Below are 14,564 nucleotides of genomic sequence, written 5' to 3' on the forward strand. Positions count from 1 at the left end.
CGTGCCGGACCTGACGCGGGGTCCGGTGCTGGCCGGCCTCGTCGGCCTCGCCGCCCCGCTGGCCCTGGCCAACCTGCTCCAGCAGGGCTATCTGCTGGTCGACAGCGCGGTCGTCGGCCGGTACGTGGGGGTCACCGGGCTGGCCGCGATGGGCGCGGCACAACCCCTGTACGCGATCCTGACCTCGCTGTTCATCGGGGTCTCCAGCGCGTTCGCGGTCCGGCTCGGGCACCTCGCCGGGGCCGGGCGGCGCGACGATCCGAGCGCGCTGCTGGCGCTCGGGGTCTGCACCGGGGTGTGGTCGGCGGTCTGCGCCGGGGTGGCCGCGCCGGCCGCGGCGCCGCTGCTCGCGCTGACGGGGGTGGGCGGCGAGGTCGCCGCCGAGGCCCGCACGTTCATCGTGACGCTGTGCTCGGGCATGGTCGCGGTCTACACGCTCGGCGCGGTGTGCGCGGTGCTGACCGGCCGCGGCGATGTCCGCCGGGCGACCGGTCTGATGATCGCCGCGAGCGCGTTGAACGCGGTGTTCGCCTGGCTGTTCGTCGGCCCCTGGCGGCTCGGGATCGGGGGCGCGGCACTGGCGGTACTGGTCTCCAACGCGCTGACCGCGGTGGCCGGTCTGTCCGGGCTGGTGCGCGAGCAGCGCCGGCCGCGGCGGTCCGGGGCGGCGTCGGTCACGGCAGCCTCGGTGCGCGCCGAGGTGGCGCGCGGGCTGCGGATCGGCGCCCCGATGGCCGTGCAGTACCTGCTGATCGGCGTCGGTGTGCTGGTGCTGGTGTGGATCATCACGCCGTTCGGTGAGGAGGCGCTGGCGGCGCTGACCGTCGTCGCCCGGCTGGAGCTGCTGACCAGCGTGCTGTTCCTCAACCTGTCGGGCGCGCTGATGGTGTTCACCGCGCAGAACACCGGCGCCGGCCGGGCGGCGCGCGTCCGCGAGGGGATCCGGCACGCCGTGTGGCTGGGGGTCGCGCTCACCACGGTGGTGTCCCTGCTGCTGCTCGTCGCGCGCGGGCCGATCGCCGCGCTGTTCTCCGGCAGTCCGGAGACCCGGATGGTGACCGAGCGGTACATCCTCATCACGGCGCCGTTCTTCCTGTGCTACACGCTGACGGTCGTGCTGCACGGCTGGTTCAACGGCATCGCCCGCGCCGTCGTGCCGTTGATCTGCACGGTGATGTCGCTGGGCGCGGTCCGGCTGCCGCTGTCGTACGGGCTGGGCCACGCGTGGGGGGTGGACGGCGTCATGTGGGCGACGGTGATCGGCTGGGCCGTGGGGCTGGGCTGCACACTGCTGGCCACCCGGCGGGCGGTGACCGCGCCGCGCCGCGGTCCCGGCGCGGAGGGCGGCGTGCCGACGGCCCCGGACGGGAGGGCCGCGCGGTGATCCGGTCACTGTTCGTCAGCGACATCCTGCCGCGGCGTCCCGCCGGGGGCGCGGGGCGGCGGATGGACCTGGTCACCGGGGCGCTCGCCGAACTGGGGCCGGTGGACGCGCTGTTCCTCGCCCCGCAGGGCACGGAGCCGCCGCCGGAGGAGACCGCGCGCTTCGCCCGCGCCGGGGTCGCGCCCGCAGCGCCTTACGCGGGCACGCGCGCCTTCCTGGAGATCACCGCGCGTGGGCCGTCCGCCGCCTACGCCGCTCACCAGCGGCGCGCGCTCGCTCCCGTCCTGCCGGGCTGGGCCACGGGCACCCGCTACGACCTGGTGTGGTTCAACCGGGAACGCGCCTGGCTGCCGCTGCGCGGCCGGTTCACCGGGCGCACGGTCGTCGACGTGGACGACTTCGAGGACGTGCTGATCCGCCGCTGGGGGCGGCTCGGCCGGGGGGTGTGGGGTGTGCCGCTGACGCCGTGGCAGCGGGTGCAGGCGCGTCGTTCGGCCCGCTGGTGGCGGCGGGTCCACCGGCGGGTGGCGCGGGAGGCGGACGTGGCCGTGGTCGCCTGCGCCGCGGACGCCGCCCGGCTGTCACCGGGGCCGACCGCGGTGGTGCCGAACACGTATCCGGCCCGCCCGCCGAGGCCGCCGCGCACCGGCGGGGGCCCCACCGTCCTGTTCCAGGGCTCCTTCGACTGGGCGCCCAACGCGGACGCCGCCGCCTGGCTGACCGGTGAGATCCTGCCGCTCGTCCACGCGCGGGTGCCGGAGGCGCGGGTGGTACTTGCGGGCCGCTCCACCCCGGATGTCGCCGCGCTGGCCGGCCCGCGTGTCGAGGTCACCGGCACGGTCCCGAGCATGGCGCCCTGTCTGCGCGCCGCCGACCTGGTGGTGGTGCCGCTGCGGGTGGGCAGCGGCACCCGCGTCAAGATCCTCGAAGCGTTCGCGCACGGCGTGCCGGTGGTCAGCACCACGGTCGGCGCCGAGGGCCTCGATGTCGTCCCCGGGGAGCACCTGGCCGTCGCCGACACCGCCGAGGGCCTGGCCCGCCACTGCGCCGACCTGCTCACCGACCGGGCCCGCAGCAACGCGATGGCCGACGCCGCGAGCCGCCTGCACGCCGCCCGCTACCTGCCCGAGCACGCGACGGCCCGGGTCCGGGAGGCGGCCCGGCGGGCGACGGGGAGCCGGGCCGGGGCACCGACGGGTATGTCCGAGTGACCGCCGGGGTGTCCCGGGCCGGTCAGGGCCGGATGTTCTCCAGGTCCTCCAGAAGGCCGGGGTGCTTAGGCTCCCAGCCGAGCGCCTGCCGGGTGTGGGCGCTGGACGCGGGCTGGTCGGTCGCGAAGACCGGGCCGAGAGCACCGTAGGTCTCCGACGGCACCGACTCGACCGGCAGGCCCAGCCGTCGGCCGATGACCGCGGCGATGTCGCGCACCGCGTCCCCCTCGTCGGCCACCGCGTGCCAGGAGCTGCCGGCCGGCGCCTGCTCCAGGGCGAGCCGGAAGAGGACGGCCGCGTCGAGCGCGTGCACGGCCGGCCAGCGCTGGGTGCCGTCGCCCGGGTAGCCGGACACGCCGCTCTGGCGTGCGATGCCGGTCAGCATTCCGGCGAACCCGCCCGTGCCCTGGTTGTGAACGGTGCGCGGCAGGCGTACGGCCGTGCTCCGGACTCCTTGTGAGGCCAGGCCCAGGACCGCCGTGACCGTGCGGCTCCGACCACCGACCGGCCCGTCGGTCGGCAGCGGGTCGGCCTCGGTGGCGGCGCGGCCCGCTGCCCGGGGCGTGCCCGAGACGACGACGAAGGGGCGGTCGGTGCCGCCGAGTCGCTCGCCGAGGGCTTCGACGGCCGCGCTCTCCTCGGCGACCCCCTTCGCGAGGGCCTCGGGGCTGCTGAAGTCGTTGCCGAAGGCCAGGTGGATCACGCCGTCGGCCCGGTCGGCACCGGCGCGAATGGCGTCCAGGTCGGCGAGTCCGCCACGGAGCGGCTCGGCACCGGCCGCCTCGGCGGCGAGCGCGGAAGCGTCGGAGCGGGCGAGTGCGAGGACGGTGTGGCCGTTGCCGAGCAGTTCGGCGACGACGGCGGAACCGATCAGACCGGTGCCGCCGGTGACGAAGACGCGCATGGTGCTCTCCCGCAAGTGATGGGACTCTTGTCCCGTCACTGTACAGGTGATGGGACAAGAGTCCCATCACATAGGATGTTCGTATGGCTCGATGGGAACCAGGCGCACGCGAACGCCTTGTCGTGGCAGCCGTCGACCTGTTCACCGAGCAGGGGTACGACGCCACGACGGTCGCGCAGATCGCCGAACGCGCCGGGGTCACCAAGAGCACCTTCTTCCGGCACTTCCCCGACAAGCGCGAGCTGCTGGTGGCCGGACAGGAGACGCTGAGCCGGCTGCTGGTCGAGGGAATCGCCGAGGCACCGGACGACGCCGGCCCACTCGCGGCGGTCGCGGCCGGCCTGGAGCGCGCATCGAGCGCGATGGGCCCCATGAACCGCGAACTCGCCCCCCGCCTGAAGGCGGCCGTCGCCGCCAGCACCGAACTCCAGGAGCGCGACGCCCTCAAGAGCGTCAGCCTCGCCGCCGCGATGACATCGGCCCTGGTCGCCCGCGGCATCCCCGAACCGACCGCGGCCCTCGCGGGCGAACTGGGCATCCTCGCCTTCAAACGGGCATACGCCCAGTGGTCCGAGGGCCCCCGCGACACCGATGACGGACTGGCCGGGTACGCCCTGGCAGCCCTGGCCGAACTACGGGCGGCAAGCGCGTCACTGGGCTGACCGGGGGCATCGGGGCCGGGCGGCCAGCACGTCCGTCGGAGTCGGCGATGACCACGGCGACGGCGGCGCCGGAGTGGGTGCTCAGGGTGTCGCGCAGGGAGCAGGCGGAAGCGTCAATCCTCGGGCAGCAGCCAGGCGCTCTCGGTGCCGGCCCGGTCGATCCCGGCGGAGGTGAGCTGGTGGCCGAGCGTGTGGCGGGCGATGATCGGGCCCTTCTCCGTGGCCAGGAAGTGCTCGGTGGAGGAGTCGAGGATCAGTTGCACGATCTCGGCGGGCTTGCCCGTCCTGGCTGACAGGGCGAGTGCCTCGGGGCCGGGGATGACATCGGCCAGGTCGACGTATCGCTTCTCCGTCACGGACACGGCCTTGCTGGCGACGACGATGTCCCCGTCACGCAGTCCGGTGCCGGTGCGGCTGAGGACGCCGGTGATGGTGCCGGCGAGATCGTCGCCCGGCTGCAGTTCAGGAAAGGGCTCCAGGGCGAAGGCGTAGAAGCCGGAAGTCGGGACGGCAGTCATCGGCGGGCTCCTGCGGCGGTCAGGACGGCGGTGTGCATGCGGACGTGAGCAGTGGCGAGTGACTCGGCCCGCTGCCGGGGCACGGCGTCCTGCCCGCTGGTGACCCAGTCGGCCACGCGGCGGAGGTAGTGCGGCCACAGTCGGCGGGCCGCTTCGACCACCGGAACCCCGGAGCGGATGCCGTGCCGGGCGTCTACGGCGGGCTGCGGCCACGGGTGTTCACCGTATCCGTCTGGGTGTTGGCCAAGGCTCTCCAGCGTGGTGAGCATGGTCTGGAGGCGGGCGGGCTCGACCACGCGGTGGTAAAGGCGGTACACGGTCGCTTCACCGCCCGGCGGTACGGGCGGTGGCGTCCGCGGCGCGGTCAGGTGCAGCAGGACGGGGACGGCTTGGTGGCAGATGGCCGGGAGGTGGGGGAAGGAGCCGGCGTGCTGCTTGGGGCTGTCGATCCGTACGGAGGAGAGGGGCCCGATGGCAGTGGCGGTGAGCAGGAGGAATGCGTCGATGCCGTAGCCGTCCACGCATTCCGACGGTTCCCTCCCTTCAGCGCACGATCGAGTGCCTGAACCACGCGGCCGACCTGCTTGAGGTCTACCGCAGGCGCTTCCCCCCCCATCGGACATGTGCACCTCGGCTGGCTCGGGGATCACGTCGAGGGATTCCAGTCGCAGGGCGGGGCGAACGCGTGGCGAACCCAGCTCACCCTGACCGAGCAGATCCGTCTTACCCGCGGAGTGATGCTGCACGGCAACCATGGCGAAGCGGTGCGCTTCTTGGGCAAGGGCGTGACGCGGTACGACGATTCCCACGACACCGAGTCGCTGATCTCCGTCCGCGACGCACTGGATCTGAACCCCGACCTGTACGGGCACGTCGAGTGCTTCGTGCCGGACACCGACGAACTGACGGTCGTCGTCGACTGCTCGGACAGCGTCGTCGCCCATGCCCACGGCCACCAGTGGCGGCCCGGCAAGCACTTCGAGTGGTGGAAAGGCCAGGCTTTCAACAAGCAGTCCGCCATGCACCAGGCAGACCTTCTCCTGGCCGGCCACCTCCACCACGAGTACGTGGACACGGACGGCCCGCGTACCTTCCCCCAGCCTCCGGCCACGGAGAGCGAGTCGACGGGGTGGCGGCACGACAAGGGCGCCACCGGGGCGCCGGGCCTGATGGTCGCCGTGACGAAGGACGGCCATACCCCCGTCAAGGAGGTGGTCCGATGAACCTGCAACTCGCCGACCTCGAACCAAGCGAAGCCCTCGTGGTGGTCGACTGGTCCGTCCTCGCCGAGCCGCACGTCGAGAGCGTCGCCCAGGCCGTAGCCCGCGCCTTCGCCCGCGACTACGGACTCACGCTGGAGTACGACGACGCCTTCCGGGAGGCGGTCATCGTGGCCGCCGAGCGGTCCGGAGACGTGCGACGCGTCCTCGCCGAAGCGGGTGCCGGCATGTTGCACCGCCGGCTTTCCCAGCGGCTTCGCGACCGCTGGCTGACCGACGCGAAGCACAGGTCCGGCCATGTCTCCTACGAGGCCGCCCGGCACGCGGCCGAGAGAAGCGGCCTGTGACCTACGACCGACGCCTCGTCGAGCATCTCCTACCGGCGGTGTGGGACGCGGAAGCGGCGTACGGCATTCGCAATCCCACCGCGCCGGATGCCGATATGCCGAAGGGCACGGTCGACAAGAAGGCCGCGGGGACGCTGTTCGCCCACCTCGCCGACATCCGGCGGGGCTGGGTGACGGCGCCCCTGTCCCTCGGCGAGCGCCAGGCCCTCATCCTGCGCTTCGGGGCTGACCTCGCGGACGAGGAGTCGGGTGCGCTCCAAGGAGTCACCGGGCGGGCCGTGCTCTACCGCTGCGAACGCGGCATCGGCAAGATCGCCGCGCACCTGAACGGGACCGAGTACGTGGACGGCTACGACGAGTTGGAGGGTGCCGCTTGAGCGAGGCAATGCCGAAGACGCGATCGAGTATTGGGACGTGACGACCAGGACGTACTACGAGCGGCAGGAGGACGGGACGGTCCTGTCCCGCCCGTACAACGAGGCGGAGAATGCTCAGGCGGACGCCAGGGCGAACCGGGCCCTCCTCGTCGAGGATCTCATGGAGAGCACTCTGCTTCTCTCCGCCGACAACGCGTCGAACGCCGCCTTCTCGGCCCTGGTCGAGGTCAGCGACGACGAGCTGAGAGCACAGGTCAACGCCCTGACAGTGCAGTCGAGCCGACAAGCAGACGTGCTCGCCGCCATGGTCCGCTTCCTCCTGGGACGCTTCGAGTCACTGGCCACCGAGGTCCGTTGAGAACCCGACTCCGCTTGGAGTGCTCTGGCAAGTCCTGGCAAGTTTCTCGACGCAGCATCAACGCTTCGGGCAGGATCGGGCACGCAGGGCGACACCGACCTCATCAGGAGGGCATCATGGCGCTGCGTATGCTCGGTAAGGACCCGAACAGCCCGGACGGCAACAGCCCGACCGTGTACCTGGACGAGGAGACGGACCGCTACCTGGTCCAGGGCTTCAACGTCGAGGACAAGGAGCGGCTCAGGCAGATGAGCATCCCCGCCCACGAGGGGGTCGTCGAGATCCCGCGCTACATGGTTCAGTACTTCCTTGAGCAGGACAGGAAGGGCGCGGACACCGACCCGGAGGTGGAGAAGGATGGCAGCGGCCCCGACGTTTAGGGAGCTGTTCCGCGACTGCCGGAGGAGCGCTGTCCACCTGGAGACGCGAGACGCCTACTCCAAGACGGACTCGGCTTTCGTCGACTGGAAGGCCGGCGTGCCTATCGACCCCGCTCAGCGGTGGGGTGCCTGGCACGAAATCGTCAGCGACGCCGTGGCGCGCGGCGTCGAGATCCGTCGAGCGCGCGTCGTTTCGACTCCCGTAAGCGAATATATCCGTTTCGAGTACGACGTGACGGACGGTTTGAATATCGCAGCAGGTGAGGATGTGCGCTGGCTCTCGCGGCGGAGCGCCACCGGAATCGCACTTCCGGGCAACGACTTCTGGTTGTTCGACTCCAGCCTCGTCTACGTCAATCATTTCGACGGAGAAGGCGAACCCACCGACCCGGAACTCACCGAGGACCCGGAAGTCGCAAAGCTCTGCGAGTCTGCTTTCGAAGCTGTCTGGAAGAAGGCCACGCCTCACGCAGAGTTCGCACACTGAAACACATACCGGACTGTCACCGAGAAATGGAACCGGCGTCTTCGAGCGTCCAGGAAGCACGTAAAGCGCTCGGGCGCCGCTTGGGTGAGATCCGGAAAGCGGCCGGGCTTACGAAACGTGCCCTGGCGCAGAACATCGGGTGGCATGAGTCGAAGGCTTCGCGCTTCGAGAGCGGCACGCGTGCGCCCTCGGAGCGCGATCTTCGTGATTGGTGCCGAGGGTGTGGAGCGGACGACCAGGCCGAGGATCTGGTGTCGACGGCCCAGGGCATCGAGGGCATGTACGTCGAGTGGCACGACATGGAGCGCGACGGTCTGACCTGGGCTCAGCGGTCCGTCCTGCCGCTCTGGGAGCGCACTCAGCGGTTCCGCTTCTATTCGCCTTGGCTGATTCCTGGGCCGGTGCAAACCGCCTCGTACATCAAGGCGCTGCTGACTTCGATTCGTGACCGCCGCGGCCTCGCCGATGACATTGACTCGGCGGTCGAAGTCCGTATCGAAAAGCAGAAGATCGTCTACGGCAATCACCAGTTCTCTATCCTCCTGGAAGAGGACGCCCTCTATCACCGCGTCGGCGGGCCGGCAGTCCTGGCCGGACAGCTCGGCTACCTGCTCACAGTGATGGCTCTGCCCACGGTGAGCATTGGGATCATCCCCCGAGATGTCGAACGGCCGTTCATGCCCGTCGAAGGGTTCTTCCTCTTTGACGACCACACCGTGAAGGTCGAGCTGGTCTCCGCTCACCTAAGCGTCGTGCAAAAGCACGAGGTGGCCATGTACGTCGAGACCTTTACCGACCTGGCTAACCTTGCCGTCCACGGCCATGCTGCGCGCGACATCATCACCAAGGCCATCAATTCACTCGACTGAGTCTGGCAAGTTCCGGCACACTCCTGGAGTTATTCTCACCCCCCTCCCTACCGTTATGCGCACGGTTCCAAAACGTGCCAGGGAGGGACGTGATGGCGTTGGCAAGTATCGGCAAGTCTCCTCGGGTGGCCGACTGCACGGCGGTTGATCCCACCATCGATGTAGAGGGAATTTCGGCACGGACCGAACTCGTCCTCGCGATGAAGATGGGCACCACCACCCGCGAGGACATGGATGCGTCCCTGCCGCTCCTCGTGCGACACCTGAGCAGCCTCCTGAATCTGGACCTCGGGCAGGCCGAAGACCGGGACGTACAGCGGCTGTGCCGACAGGGACGCACGCTGATCGAGCACGGAACGCGCCCCACCAACGAAACGCCGGCCTTCGGCGTCTTCATCTACCTCCGTGACACCGCCCTGGTCGCACGACGCCTGCTCTGGATCTGCGCCGAGCAGGAGGGGGTGAGTGCGCCGTGACCGTCGAAGTGGGCCACGTCGTCGGAGAGTTGTCACGCTACCTCAACGAGCACCCCGCCGAGGAGATGACACTGATGCCGCTGTACGCGGCTCGCGATCACACCTCGCATCGCGTCTGCACGCACGCGGAACGCTGCCCGGTCATAACCACGGGCGCCCTCGTGGTGAACGAGAGTGGGCACGTCCTCAGCCTGCGGCACCGCGGCGGGTTCGCACGCGCCGAGGCGGAGCCCGAGGAACAGGACGAGACCCTCAGCGGCGCGGCTCTCCGGCTGCTCACCGAAGAGGTCGGCATACGGGACGTGTGGACCGTTCCGGGCGCCGAGGGCCCATTCCTGATCGACGTGACCCGGCCGGGCCAGCATCGGTACGGGCCCCGGCTTCGGGTCGGCTTCCGGTACCTGTTCCGCGCCCACTCGGGCGCCGTGTTTCCTTCGGCGATCGAGACGGGCGCAGCCGCATGGGTGCCTCCGAACGACATCGGCATTCGGCCTGTCCGCAATCGGCTTCGTGCCCCCTCGGTCGGCGCCTCGTGAGCCAGTTGACACACCAAATCCGCTACGTGGCCTGCGTCCTGGCACTGGGCGGCGCCATTGCCCTCGGCATCTGGAGGGGCTGATGTACGAGCGCAAGCAGGCGACTACGCCCTCCATACCTCCACCGCCCATCGGGACCGTCCCCGCAACCCGGCAGCCGAGTGATGTCCGAGTTGGAGACTTCGTGTACCTCGACGACTCGTACCTGATGGTGCAAGACATGCGCTCCACCGGCATAGCAGGGCGGCGGGTCCTGATCTTCTCCGGCCATCCCCCGCTGGTCATGGACAGGGCGCTCACCATCTACCGCCAGGCCGAGTACCGCTGACTGCCTCACGTCTCGACCCTTCCATCTGAGCTACCCCACCTCACACGAGGAGTTTCGCCATGCGCTTTCGCAAGATCCACGGCGCGGGGAACGACTTCGTCTTCCCCGCCGTCGGCCTCGGCCCCGAGAAGGACTGGGCCAAGGAGGCTGAGCGGCTCTGCGCGAGAAGGACCGGAGTCGGCGCTGACGGACTGGTCATCAACAGGTTGATCGCCAGCGATCCTGCCGTCCTCGAAGTCGCCTGTTTCAACGCAGACGGCTCCGTCGCCACCATGTGCGGCAACGCCTTGCGATGCACCGCTTGGGCTGCGCACCGCGACCACGGCTTCACGGAGATGACCCTCCACATGGCCGGAGTGGGGCACCGGGCGGTCGTGAGCGACGACGGGGTGTGGGTCACGACCGAGGTCGGCGCCATCCACCCACGCCGCCTCAACACGATGATCAACAACAAGCCGACGTGGTTCGACAGTGCGCACACCGGCACGGAACACGTCGTCGCCGTCGTAGACGACGTGGATGCGATCGACGCCGAACTCGTCGGCCGCCTCGTCCGCCACCACGCCGACCTTGCCCCGCTCGGCACGAACGTCAACTTCGTCCAGTCGGCCGGCAACCAGGCCCTCAAGATCCGCACCTACGAACGCGGGGTCGGGGCGGAAACGCTGTCGTGCGGCAGCGGAGCCGTGGCGGCCGTCGTCATCGCGACCATGCGCGGCCTGGTCTCCCCGCGCCCCGTCACCGTTCACAACCGCGCCGGAGAGCCGCTCACGGTCCGGCCTCACGAAGACCGACCGCGCCGAACCCAATGGGTCGGCGGCCCCGTTACCCACACCTTCGAAGGGGTGCTCGCATGACCAACTTCCTCAATCCCGCCACGGACCCGACGACGCAGAAGGTCATCCACGACATCCGCGCCTGGGGACGCGACCGGCAGGGACTCAACGTCGCCCTCATCTACGGCCCGGTGTCCGACGAGGACCAGCTCTACCACTCGCAGTGCCCCGTCGACCAGCGCTCCGTGACCGCCCTGTCCGAGGCCCTGGACGAGATCGGCGCCCGCTGGACCGTGCTCAACCCCTGCGAGTCGAGCTTCATCGAGGAGCTGGCCTCGTACGACGTGGCCCTCTCCAATCTGCACGGCCCGTACGGGGAGGACGGACGCTTGCAGGGAGTCCTCGACTACCTCCGCGTGCCGTACTGCGGGAGCGGGGTCTCGGCGTCGGCGGTGGCCGCCGACAAGATCCTCTGCAAGAGGGTGATGCTCAGCCTGGGGGTGCCCACCCCCGGCTGGTCGGTGTGGTCCGGCGGGCCGGCCACTTGGAGCGGGCGTCCCGTGATGGTGAAGCCGCCCTTGGGGGGCTCCAGCGTCGGCATGAGCCTCGTGCGCGAGCAGGCCGAATTCGGTCGCGCACTGACTGATGCGGCGGGCAAGACGGGCGATGCCGTGCTCGTCGAGGAGTACGTGACGGGCACGCCCCTGACCGTGGGGCTACTGGAGCTGCCTGGCGGCTCCGTCGCTATCTTCCCTCCGCTGGCGACAGAGGCCACCGACGCCGAGTTCTATGACGCCGACGCCAAGCTCGACGTTGACTCCCGAGGCGCTGTCGCCGTACGGGTCGCGGACCTGTCTCCCGAGGTTCTGGGTGAGGTCACCCAGCAGGTCAAGACCCTGTGGGACGGACTCGAACTGCGCGGCTCGGCTCGCATCGACTTCATGCTCACCCCGGAGGGCCGGCCGTACGCGCTGGAGGTCAACCCCGCCCCCGGCATGTCGCGAGACTCGAACTTCGCGGTGGGCGCCGCCACGCTCGGCTTCACGCACACGGATGTCGTCCTGGCGATGCTCCACGAGGCGCTCGCCCGCCGGCCGTACGATGTCCCCCTGCCCACTCCCGCGTTCTCCAGCACCATGTCGACTCGGGAGGCTGCCGTCTCACCGTAGGAGCCAGCCCGCTGTGCCGCGCGTCCACGATGTCCCCATGTGCCGACAGCTCATCGACCCCGCCGAATGGGATCAACACGGGGGCTGGGCCCTCGGGGACCGGACCGAATGGTCCAACCGGGCGTGCGGCCTGGCGTCGCTGCGGATGATCCTCCTCGCCTACGGGCAGGAGGCGCCCACGGTCACGGAACTCCTCAAACTCGCGGTCAAGGGCGAGATCCTGACGCCGCGTGGAGCACTCCACGCGGGAATCGCCCGCCTGGCCACCGAACTAGGAGTTCCGTCGACCGCCGAGCCCCTGCCCGTCGAGAATCTGCCCGCAAGGCTGGACGATGCGCCGCTCATCGTGTCCGTGACAGAGCAGTTCCCCGGCGACGGGCGCTCGGGTGGCCACCTCGTCATCCTTCGCGGATACGAAGACGGCCCAGACCCGACGATCCACTTCCGAGACCCGTCGAGGTGGGGTCAGACTCATGGGCACGTCCCGCTCAGCCGTCTGGCCCACTCTTACACCGGCCGCGCGATCACCTTCGCGCCCCTGATTCACGGAGACCCCTCATGACCGAGGCAGACGGCCCCGCCGCCACCGACGTGACTGACACGGCGGTCAAGCCGGAGGGCGGCCGGACGATCGCAGTCCTGGGCGAGATGCTGGAGCTGGGCGACGAGGCGGTGGAGGCGCACCGCAATGTCGGCAAGATGACTGGCGAACTGGGGATCGACATCGTGATCGGCGTGGGCGGCGACATGGTGAAGCAGATGGTTCTCTACGCCGGGGCGCACGGGGTCGAACACCTCGCCATGGTCGCCGACAACAAGACCGCCGCGGAGTTCCTCGAAAAGATCCTCCAGCCCGGCGACAAAGTGCTCATGAAGGCGTCACGCGGCGGCATGCTGTGGCAGATCGCCCAGCGCCTCACCGGCCAACCGGTCACCGGCTTCTGAGCAGGCGGCCCAGAGGGGCGGGAGGACTCGATGGACGATGAGCCGCTCTCGGAGTGGGCAGAGCGCCGTGACGCGAAGATCGGGCAGCTTCGCGCGATACCGCTCGTGTCTGAAGACGGCCCGCAGGGCAGCCACCTGACTCCCGACGCGCCTCGTGTGATCCAACGATGGAATGGCCATCTCTGGGAGCCGCACGGCTTCGCGGCCAACCTGGCGGAGGCGAAGTGCATCTTGTACCCGGCTGCCCAGGAGCCGCCCACCCCAATGCCAGCGCCGACGCCCAACCCACTACGTGCCGGCGCTGGCAGGCACCGCAAGCCCCAAGGACCAGCTCCTAACGGGCGCTAACCGTCAGAGCGCTCCGGCTCCCCGGAGGCGGGCGCCTGGGGCGTCTCGTGGCCCGCCTCCACCGGGAGCGCGTAGAGGGCGTCTTCACCACTTTCCTGGACCGCATCTGCCAAGTCGGCGTCCTCGTCCTCGTGCGTCACGTCGGAGGCCGAGATCACGGCGTCCACCACCTCGCCGATTGCGACGCGCGGAACGTCGTCGATGCTTTCCGCGGCCTGTGGCTCGGACTTCGACAGCACCTCGCCCGTCTGCGAGTCCGTCACCGTGACGGTCACGGTCGGGTCGGGAGCGCGCTCGTCGTCGGGCGGCGGGGCAACCACGTGGGTCGTGACGGTGATGTCATCGCTCACCTGGGCGACTGCGGTCATGGTGACCCCGCCGTCCGGATGGGGCTGCACGGAGATGTCGGGGGTCGTGCCTGGCGCCGAGAGGTCGCCGATCCAGGCGCTGAACGGCGTCAGAGCCGTGATCACGTTGTCGATCGGATCGGGCAGCACCGCGTGTAGATCATCGCTGAACGCATGCGGTGTGGCGTTACCGTCAAGATCCACCCTGCCCTGCTGGTAGTAGGGCGTCTTCTTGTCGCCGCCTTTCGCCTCGGTTTTCCGACCCGGCGGAGGCTTCGGCTTCTGATTTTCCGGTGATCGGCGGGGCTGGGTCGCGGGCTTGGAATCCCTTTTGCCGGGGCTCAGTTGGGCGAAAAGGTTCGGCGTGGCGGCTCGTCCGCTCTGAAATACAGGGGCGTCCTGTGCCTGCTCACTCGGGGCCAGCCGCTTGTAAACAGGGCCATCGGCGAGAGCGACGCGCTTCGTGTCGACGATGGTCCTTCCGTCCTTCGTCTTGGTCGTCTCCGAGCCATCTCCGTAGGCAAGGGCATAGGCATCGCCTTCGCTCATGCCTCGCCGCTCGGCTTCCTTGATCAACGCCGAGCGCTGTTCCTCGGTCAACGGGACTCCGGCTATGCCACCGGCCCCGTCGAAGTAGGTGGACTCGAAGCCGCTTTGGGGAGTTTCGCTGTACGCGTCCCCCCGGAGCTTCACATCGTCGGCCGAGATAGCTGCGCCTTTGTGCGTCGAGGGGCCGTTCTGGCTTACGTCGAGGATGCTGAAACCGGTCCCCGCCGCCAGGGCAACGGCCACTCCGAGGTACGAGCCGATGGCCGTTTTCCGCTGGGGTTGCCCCTTGGCAGGAATGGCGAGCATGCGGCCGAGAAGGCTGCTCGAAATCTCTTCATAGTCATTGATCATTTCGGGCACAGAGCCGCTCCCC

At 69.7% G+C, this 14,564-nt stretch carries 22 protein-coding genes; 18 read left to right on the plus strand and 4 right to left on the minus strand.

Annotation, left to right across the window (positions count from 1 at the left end; all coding sequences use genetic code 11):
- Position 1: 1 nt before the first annotated feature.
- Both AC4IHM_RS11040 and AC4IHM_RS11045 read left to right on the plus strand, forming a co-directional pair.
- Positions 2–1,384 (plus strand): MATE family efflux transporter, encoded by a 1,383-nt coding sequence (locus tag AC4IHM_RS11040; RefSeq protein ID WP_490866892.1) that lies wholly within the window; start codon positions 2–4, stop codon positions 1,382–1,384.
- On the plus strand, positions 1,381–2,595 hold the full coding sequence (locus tag AC4IHM_RS11045) for a glycosyltransferase family 4 protein (protein WP_490866893.1): 1,215 nt from the start codon (positions 1,381–1,383) through the stop codon (positions 2,593–2,595). The genes AC4IHM_RS11040 and AC4IHM_RS11045 overlap by 4 nt, the downstream gene beginning before the upstream one ends.
- A gap of 22 nt (positions 2,596–2,617) precedes the next feature.
- Here the strand turns inward: AC4IHM_RS11045 and AC4IHM_RS11050 are convergent, their stop codons facing one another.
- A complete protein-coding gene (locus tag AC4IHM_RS11050; protein ID WP_490866894.1) occupies positions 2,618–3,499 on the minus strand; it encodes an SDR family oxidoreductase in 882 nt (293 codons plus the stop codon).
- 83 nt (positions 3,500–3,582) lie between these two features.
- Between AC4IHM_RS11050 and AC4IHM_RS11055 the strand changes: the two genes are divergently transcribed.
- Entirely contained in the window at positions 3,583–4,161 is a 579-nt protein-coding gene (locus AC4IHM_RS11055) for a TetR/AcrR family transcriptional regulator (RefSeq protein ID WP_490866895.1), read from the plus strand.
- Between the two features lie 113 nt (positions 4,162–4,274).
- Here the strand turns inward: AC4IHM_RS11055 and AC4IHM_RS11060 are convergent, their stop codons facing one another.
- The gene (locus tag AC4IHM_RS11060) at positions 4,275–4,679 is read right to left on the minus strand and encodes a coenzyme F420-0:L-glutamate ligase (protein WP_490866896.1); all 405 of its coding nucleotides are present in this window, start codon (positions 4,677–4,679) and stop codon (positions 4,275–4,277) included.
- Complete coding sequence (locus AC4IHM_RS11065) at positions 4,676–5,200, minus strand: hypothetical protein (RefSeq protein WP_490866897.1); 525 nt, start codon at positions 5,198–5,200, stop codon at positions 4,676–4,678. Before AC4IHM_RS11065 ends, AC4IHM_RS11060 begins: the two co-directional genes overlap by 4 nt.
- A gap of 102 nt (positions 5,201–5,302) precedes the next feature.
- Between AC4IHM_RS11065 and AC4IHM_RS11070 the strand changes: the two genes are divergently transcribed.
- From AC4IHM_RS11070 to AC4IHM_RS11140, 15 genes are all read left to right on the plus strand, one after another.
- Positions 5,303–5,902, plus strand: a complete 600-nt coding sequence (locus AC4IHM_RS11070) for a hypothetical protein (RefSeq protein WP_490866898.1) — start codon at positions 5,303–5,305, stop codon at positions 5,900–5,902.
- A complete protein-coding gene (locus AC4IHM_RS11075) occupies positions 5,899–6,246 on the plus strand; it encodes a hypothetical protein (protein ID WP_490866899.1) in 348 nt (115 codons plus the stop codon). The genes AC4IHM_RS11070 and AC4IHM_RS11075 overlap by 4 nt, the downstream gene beginning before the upstream one ends.
- Positions 6,243–6,623 (plus strand): hypothetical protein, encoded by a 381-nt coding sequence (locus AC4IHM_RS11080; protein ID WP_490866900.1) that lies wholly within the window; start codon positions 6,243–6,245, stop codon positions 6,621–6,623. The genes AC4IHM_RS11075 and AC4IHM_RS11080 overlap by 4 nt, the downstream gene beginning before the upstream one ends.
- 37 nt (positions 6,624–6,660) lie before the next feature.
- Positions 6,661–6,981 (plus strand): hypothetical protein, encoded by a 321-nt coding sequence (locus AC4IHM_RS11085; RefSeq protein ID WP_490866901.1) that lies wholly within the window; start codon positions 6,661–6,663, stop codon positions 6,979–6,981.
- 116 nt (positions 6,982–7,097) lie between these two features.
- Positions 7,098–7,361, plus strand: coding sequence for a hypothetical protein (locus AC4IHM_RS11090; protein WP_490866902.1), 264 nt, complete (start codon positions 7,098–7,100; stop codon positions 7,359–7,361).
- Entirely contained in the window at positions 7,339–7,848 is a 510-nt protein-coding gene (locus AC4IHM_RS11095) for a DUF6879 family protein (protein ID WP_490866903.1), read from the plus strand. The genes AC4IHM_RS11090 and AC4IHM_RS11095 overlap by 23 nt, the downstream gene beginning before the upstream one ends.
- Positions 7,849–7,874: 26 nt before the next feature.
- Positions 7,875–8,717: a helix-turn-helix domain-containing protein gene (locus AC4IHM_RS11100; protein ID WP_490866904.1), complete on the plus strand. Its 843-nt coding sequence runs from the start codon at positions 7,875–7,877 to the stop codon at positions 8,715–8,717.
- A gap of 125 nt (positions 8,718–8,842) precedes the next feature.
- Positions 8,843–9,193, plus strand: a complete 351-nt coding sequence (locus tag AC4IHM_RS11105; protein WP_490866905.1) for a hypothetical protein — start codon at positions 8,843–8,845, stop codon at positions 9,191–9,193.
- A 74-nt stretch (positions 9,194–9,267) separates the two neighbouring features.
- On the plus strand, positions 9,268–9,729 hold the full coding sequence (locus tag AC4IHM_RS11110; RefSeq protein WP_490866906.1) for an NUDIX domain-containing protein: 462 nt from the start codon (positions 9,268–9,270) through the stop codon (positions 9,727–9,729).
- Positions 9,730–9,913: 184 nt separating this feature from the next.
- Complete coding sequence (locus AC4IHM_RS11115) at positions 9,914–10,057, plus strand: hypothetical protein (protein ID WP_490866907.1); 144 nt, start codon at positions 9,914–9,916, stop codon at positions 10,055–10,057.
- Between the two features lie 59 nt (positions 10,058–10,116).
- Positions 10,117–10,914 carry a diaminopimelate epimerase gene (dapF, locus tag AC4IHM_RS11120; RefSeq protein WP_490866908.1) on the plus strand — a complete coding sequence of 266 codons (798 nt, stop codon included), beginning with the start codon at positions 10,117–10,119 and terminating at the stop codon, positions 10,912–10,914.
- On the plus strand, positions 10,911–12,002 hold the full coding sequence (locus tag AC4IHM_RS11125; protein WP_490866909.1) for a D-alanine--D-alanine ligase family protein: 1,092 nt from the start codon (positions 10,911–10,913) through the stop codon (positions 12,000–12,002). The genes dapF and AC4IHM_RS11125 overlap by 4 nt, the downstream gene beginning before the upstream one ends.
- A gap of 37 nt (positions 12,003–12,039) precedes the next feature.
- Complete coding sequence (locus AC4IHM_RS11130) at positions 12,040–12,564, plus strand: cysteine peptidase family C39 domain-containing protein (protein WP_490866910.1); 525 nt, start codon at positions 12,040–12,042, stop codon at positions 12,562–12,564.
- The gene (locus AC4IHM_RS11135) at positions 12,561–12,947 is read left to right on the plus strand and encodes a glutamate ligase domain-containing protein (protein WP_490866911.1); all 387 of its coding nucleotides are present in this window, start codon (positions 12,561–12,563) and stop codon (positions 12,945–12,947) included. The genes AC4IHM_RS11130 and AC4IHM_RS11135 overlap by 4 nt, the downstream gene beginning before the upstream one ends.
- A gap of 30 nt (positions 12,948–12,977) precedes the next feature.
- The gene (locus AC4IHM_RS11140; protein ID WP_490866912.1) at positions 12,978–13,295 is read left to right on the plus strand and encodes a DUF6087 family protein; all 318 of its coding nucleotides are present in this window, start codon (positions 12,978–12,980) and stop codon (positions 13,293–13,295) included.
- Here the strand turns inward: AC4IHM_RS11140 and AC4IHM_RS11145 are convergent.
- On the minus strand, positions 13,292–14,551 hold the full coding sequence (locus tag AC4IHM_RS11145) for a hypothetical protein (protein WP_490866913.1): 1,260 nt from the start codon (positions 14,549–14,551) through the stop codon (positions 13,292–13,294). The genes AC4IHM_RS11140 and AC4IHM_RS11145 overlap by 4 nt on opposite strands.
- Positions 14,552–14,564: the final 13 nt, after the last annotated feature.

The sequence above is a fragment of the Streptomyces sp. SL06 genome (genome assembly GCF_058244745.1).

What these genes read in the sequence shown, in the direction of transcription:
- AC4IHM_RS11075 (WP_490866899.1), top strand. Translation starts at nt 5,899, where the DNA reads ATGAACCTGCAACTCGCCGACCTCGAACCAAGCGAAGCCCTCGTGGTG.
- dapF (WP_490866908.1), top strand. Translation starts at nt 10,117, where the DNA reads ATGCGCTTTCGCAAGATCCACGGCGCGGGGAACGACTTCGTCTTCCCC.
- AC4IHM_RS11100 (WP_490866904.1), top strand. Translation starts at nt 7,875, where the DNA reads ATGGAACCGGCGTCTTCGAGCGTCCAGGAAGCACGTAAAGCGCTCGGG.
- AC4IHM_RS11125 (WP_490866909.1), top strand. Translation starts at nt 10,911, where the DNA reads ATGACCAACTTCCTCAATCCCGCCACGGACCCGACGACGCAGAAGGTC.
- AC4IHM_RS11095 (WP_490866903.1), top strand. Translation starts at nt 7,339, where the DNA reads ATGGCAGCGGCCCCGACGTTTAGGGAGCTGTTCCGCGACTGCCGGAGG.
- AC4IHM_RS11130 (WP_490866910.1), top strand. Translation starts at nt 12,040, where the DNA reads ATGTGCCGACAGCTCATCGACCCCGCCGAATGGGATCAACACGGGGGC.
- AC4IHM_RS11110 (WP_490866906.1), top strand. Translation starts at nt 9,268, where the DNA reads ATGCCGCTGTACGCGGCTCGCGATCACACCTCGCATCGCGTCTGCACG.
- AC4IHM_RS11060 (WP_490866896.1), bottom strand. Translation starts at nt 4,679, where the DNA reads ATGACTGCCGTCCCGACTTCCGGCTTCTACGCCTTCGCCCTGGAGCCC.
- AC4IHM_RS11050 (WP_490866894.1), bottom strand. Translation starts at nt 3,499, where the DNA reads ATGCGCGTCTTCGTCACCGGCGGCACCGGTCTGATCGGTTCCGCCGTC.
- AC4IHM_RS11140 (WP_490866912.1), top strand. Translation starts at nt 12,978, where the DNA reads ATGGACGATGAGCCGCTCTCGGAGTGGGCAGAGCGCCGTGACGCGAAG.
- AC4IHM_RS11090 (WP_490866902.1), top strand. Translation starts at nt 7,098, where the DNA reads ATGGCGCTGCGTATGCTCGGTAAGGACCCGAACAGCCCGGACGGCAAC.
- AC4IHM_RS11135 (WP_490866911.1), top strand. Translation starts at nt 12,561, where the DNA reads ATGACCGAGGCAGACGGCCCCGCCGCCACCGACGTGACTGACACGGCG.
- AC4IHM_RS11055 (WP_490866895.1), top strand. Translation starts at nt 3,583, where the DNA reads ATGGCTCGATGGGAACCAGGCGCACGCGAACGCCTTGTCGTGGCAGCC.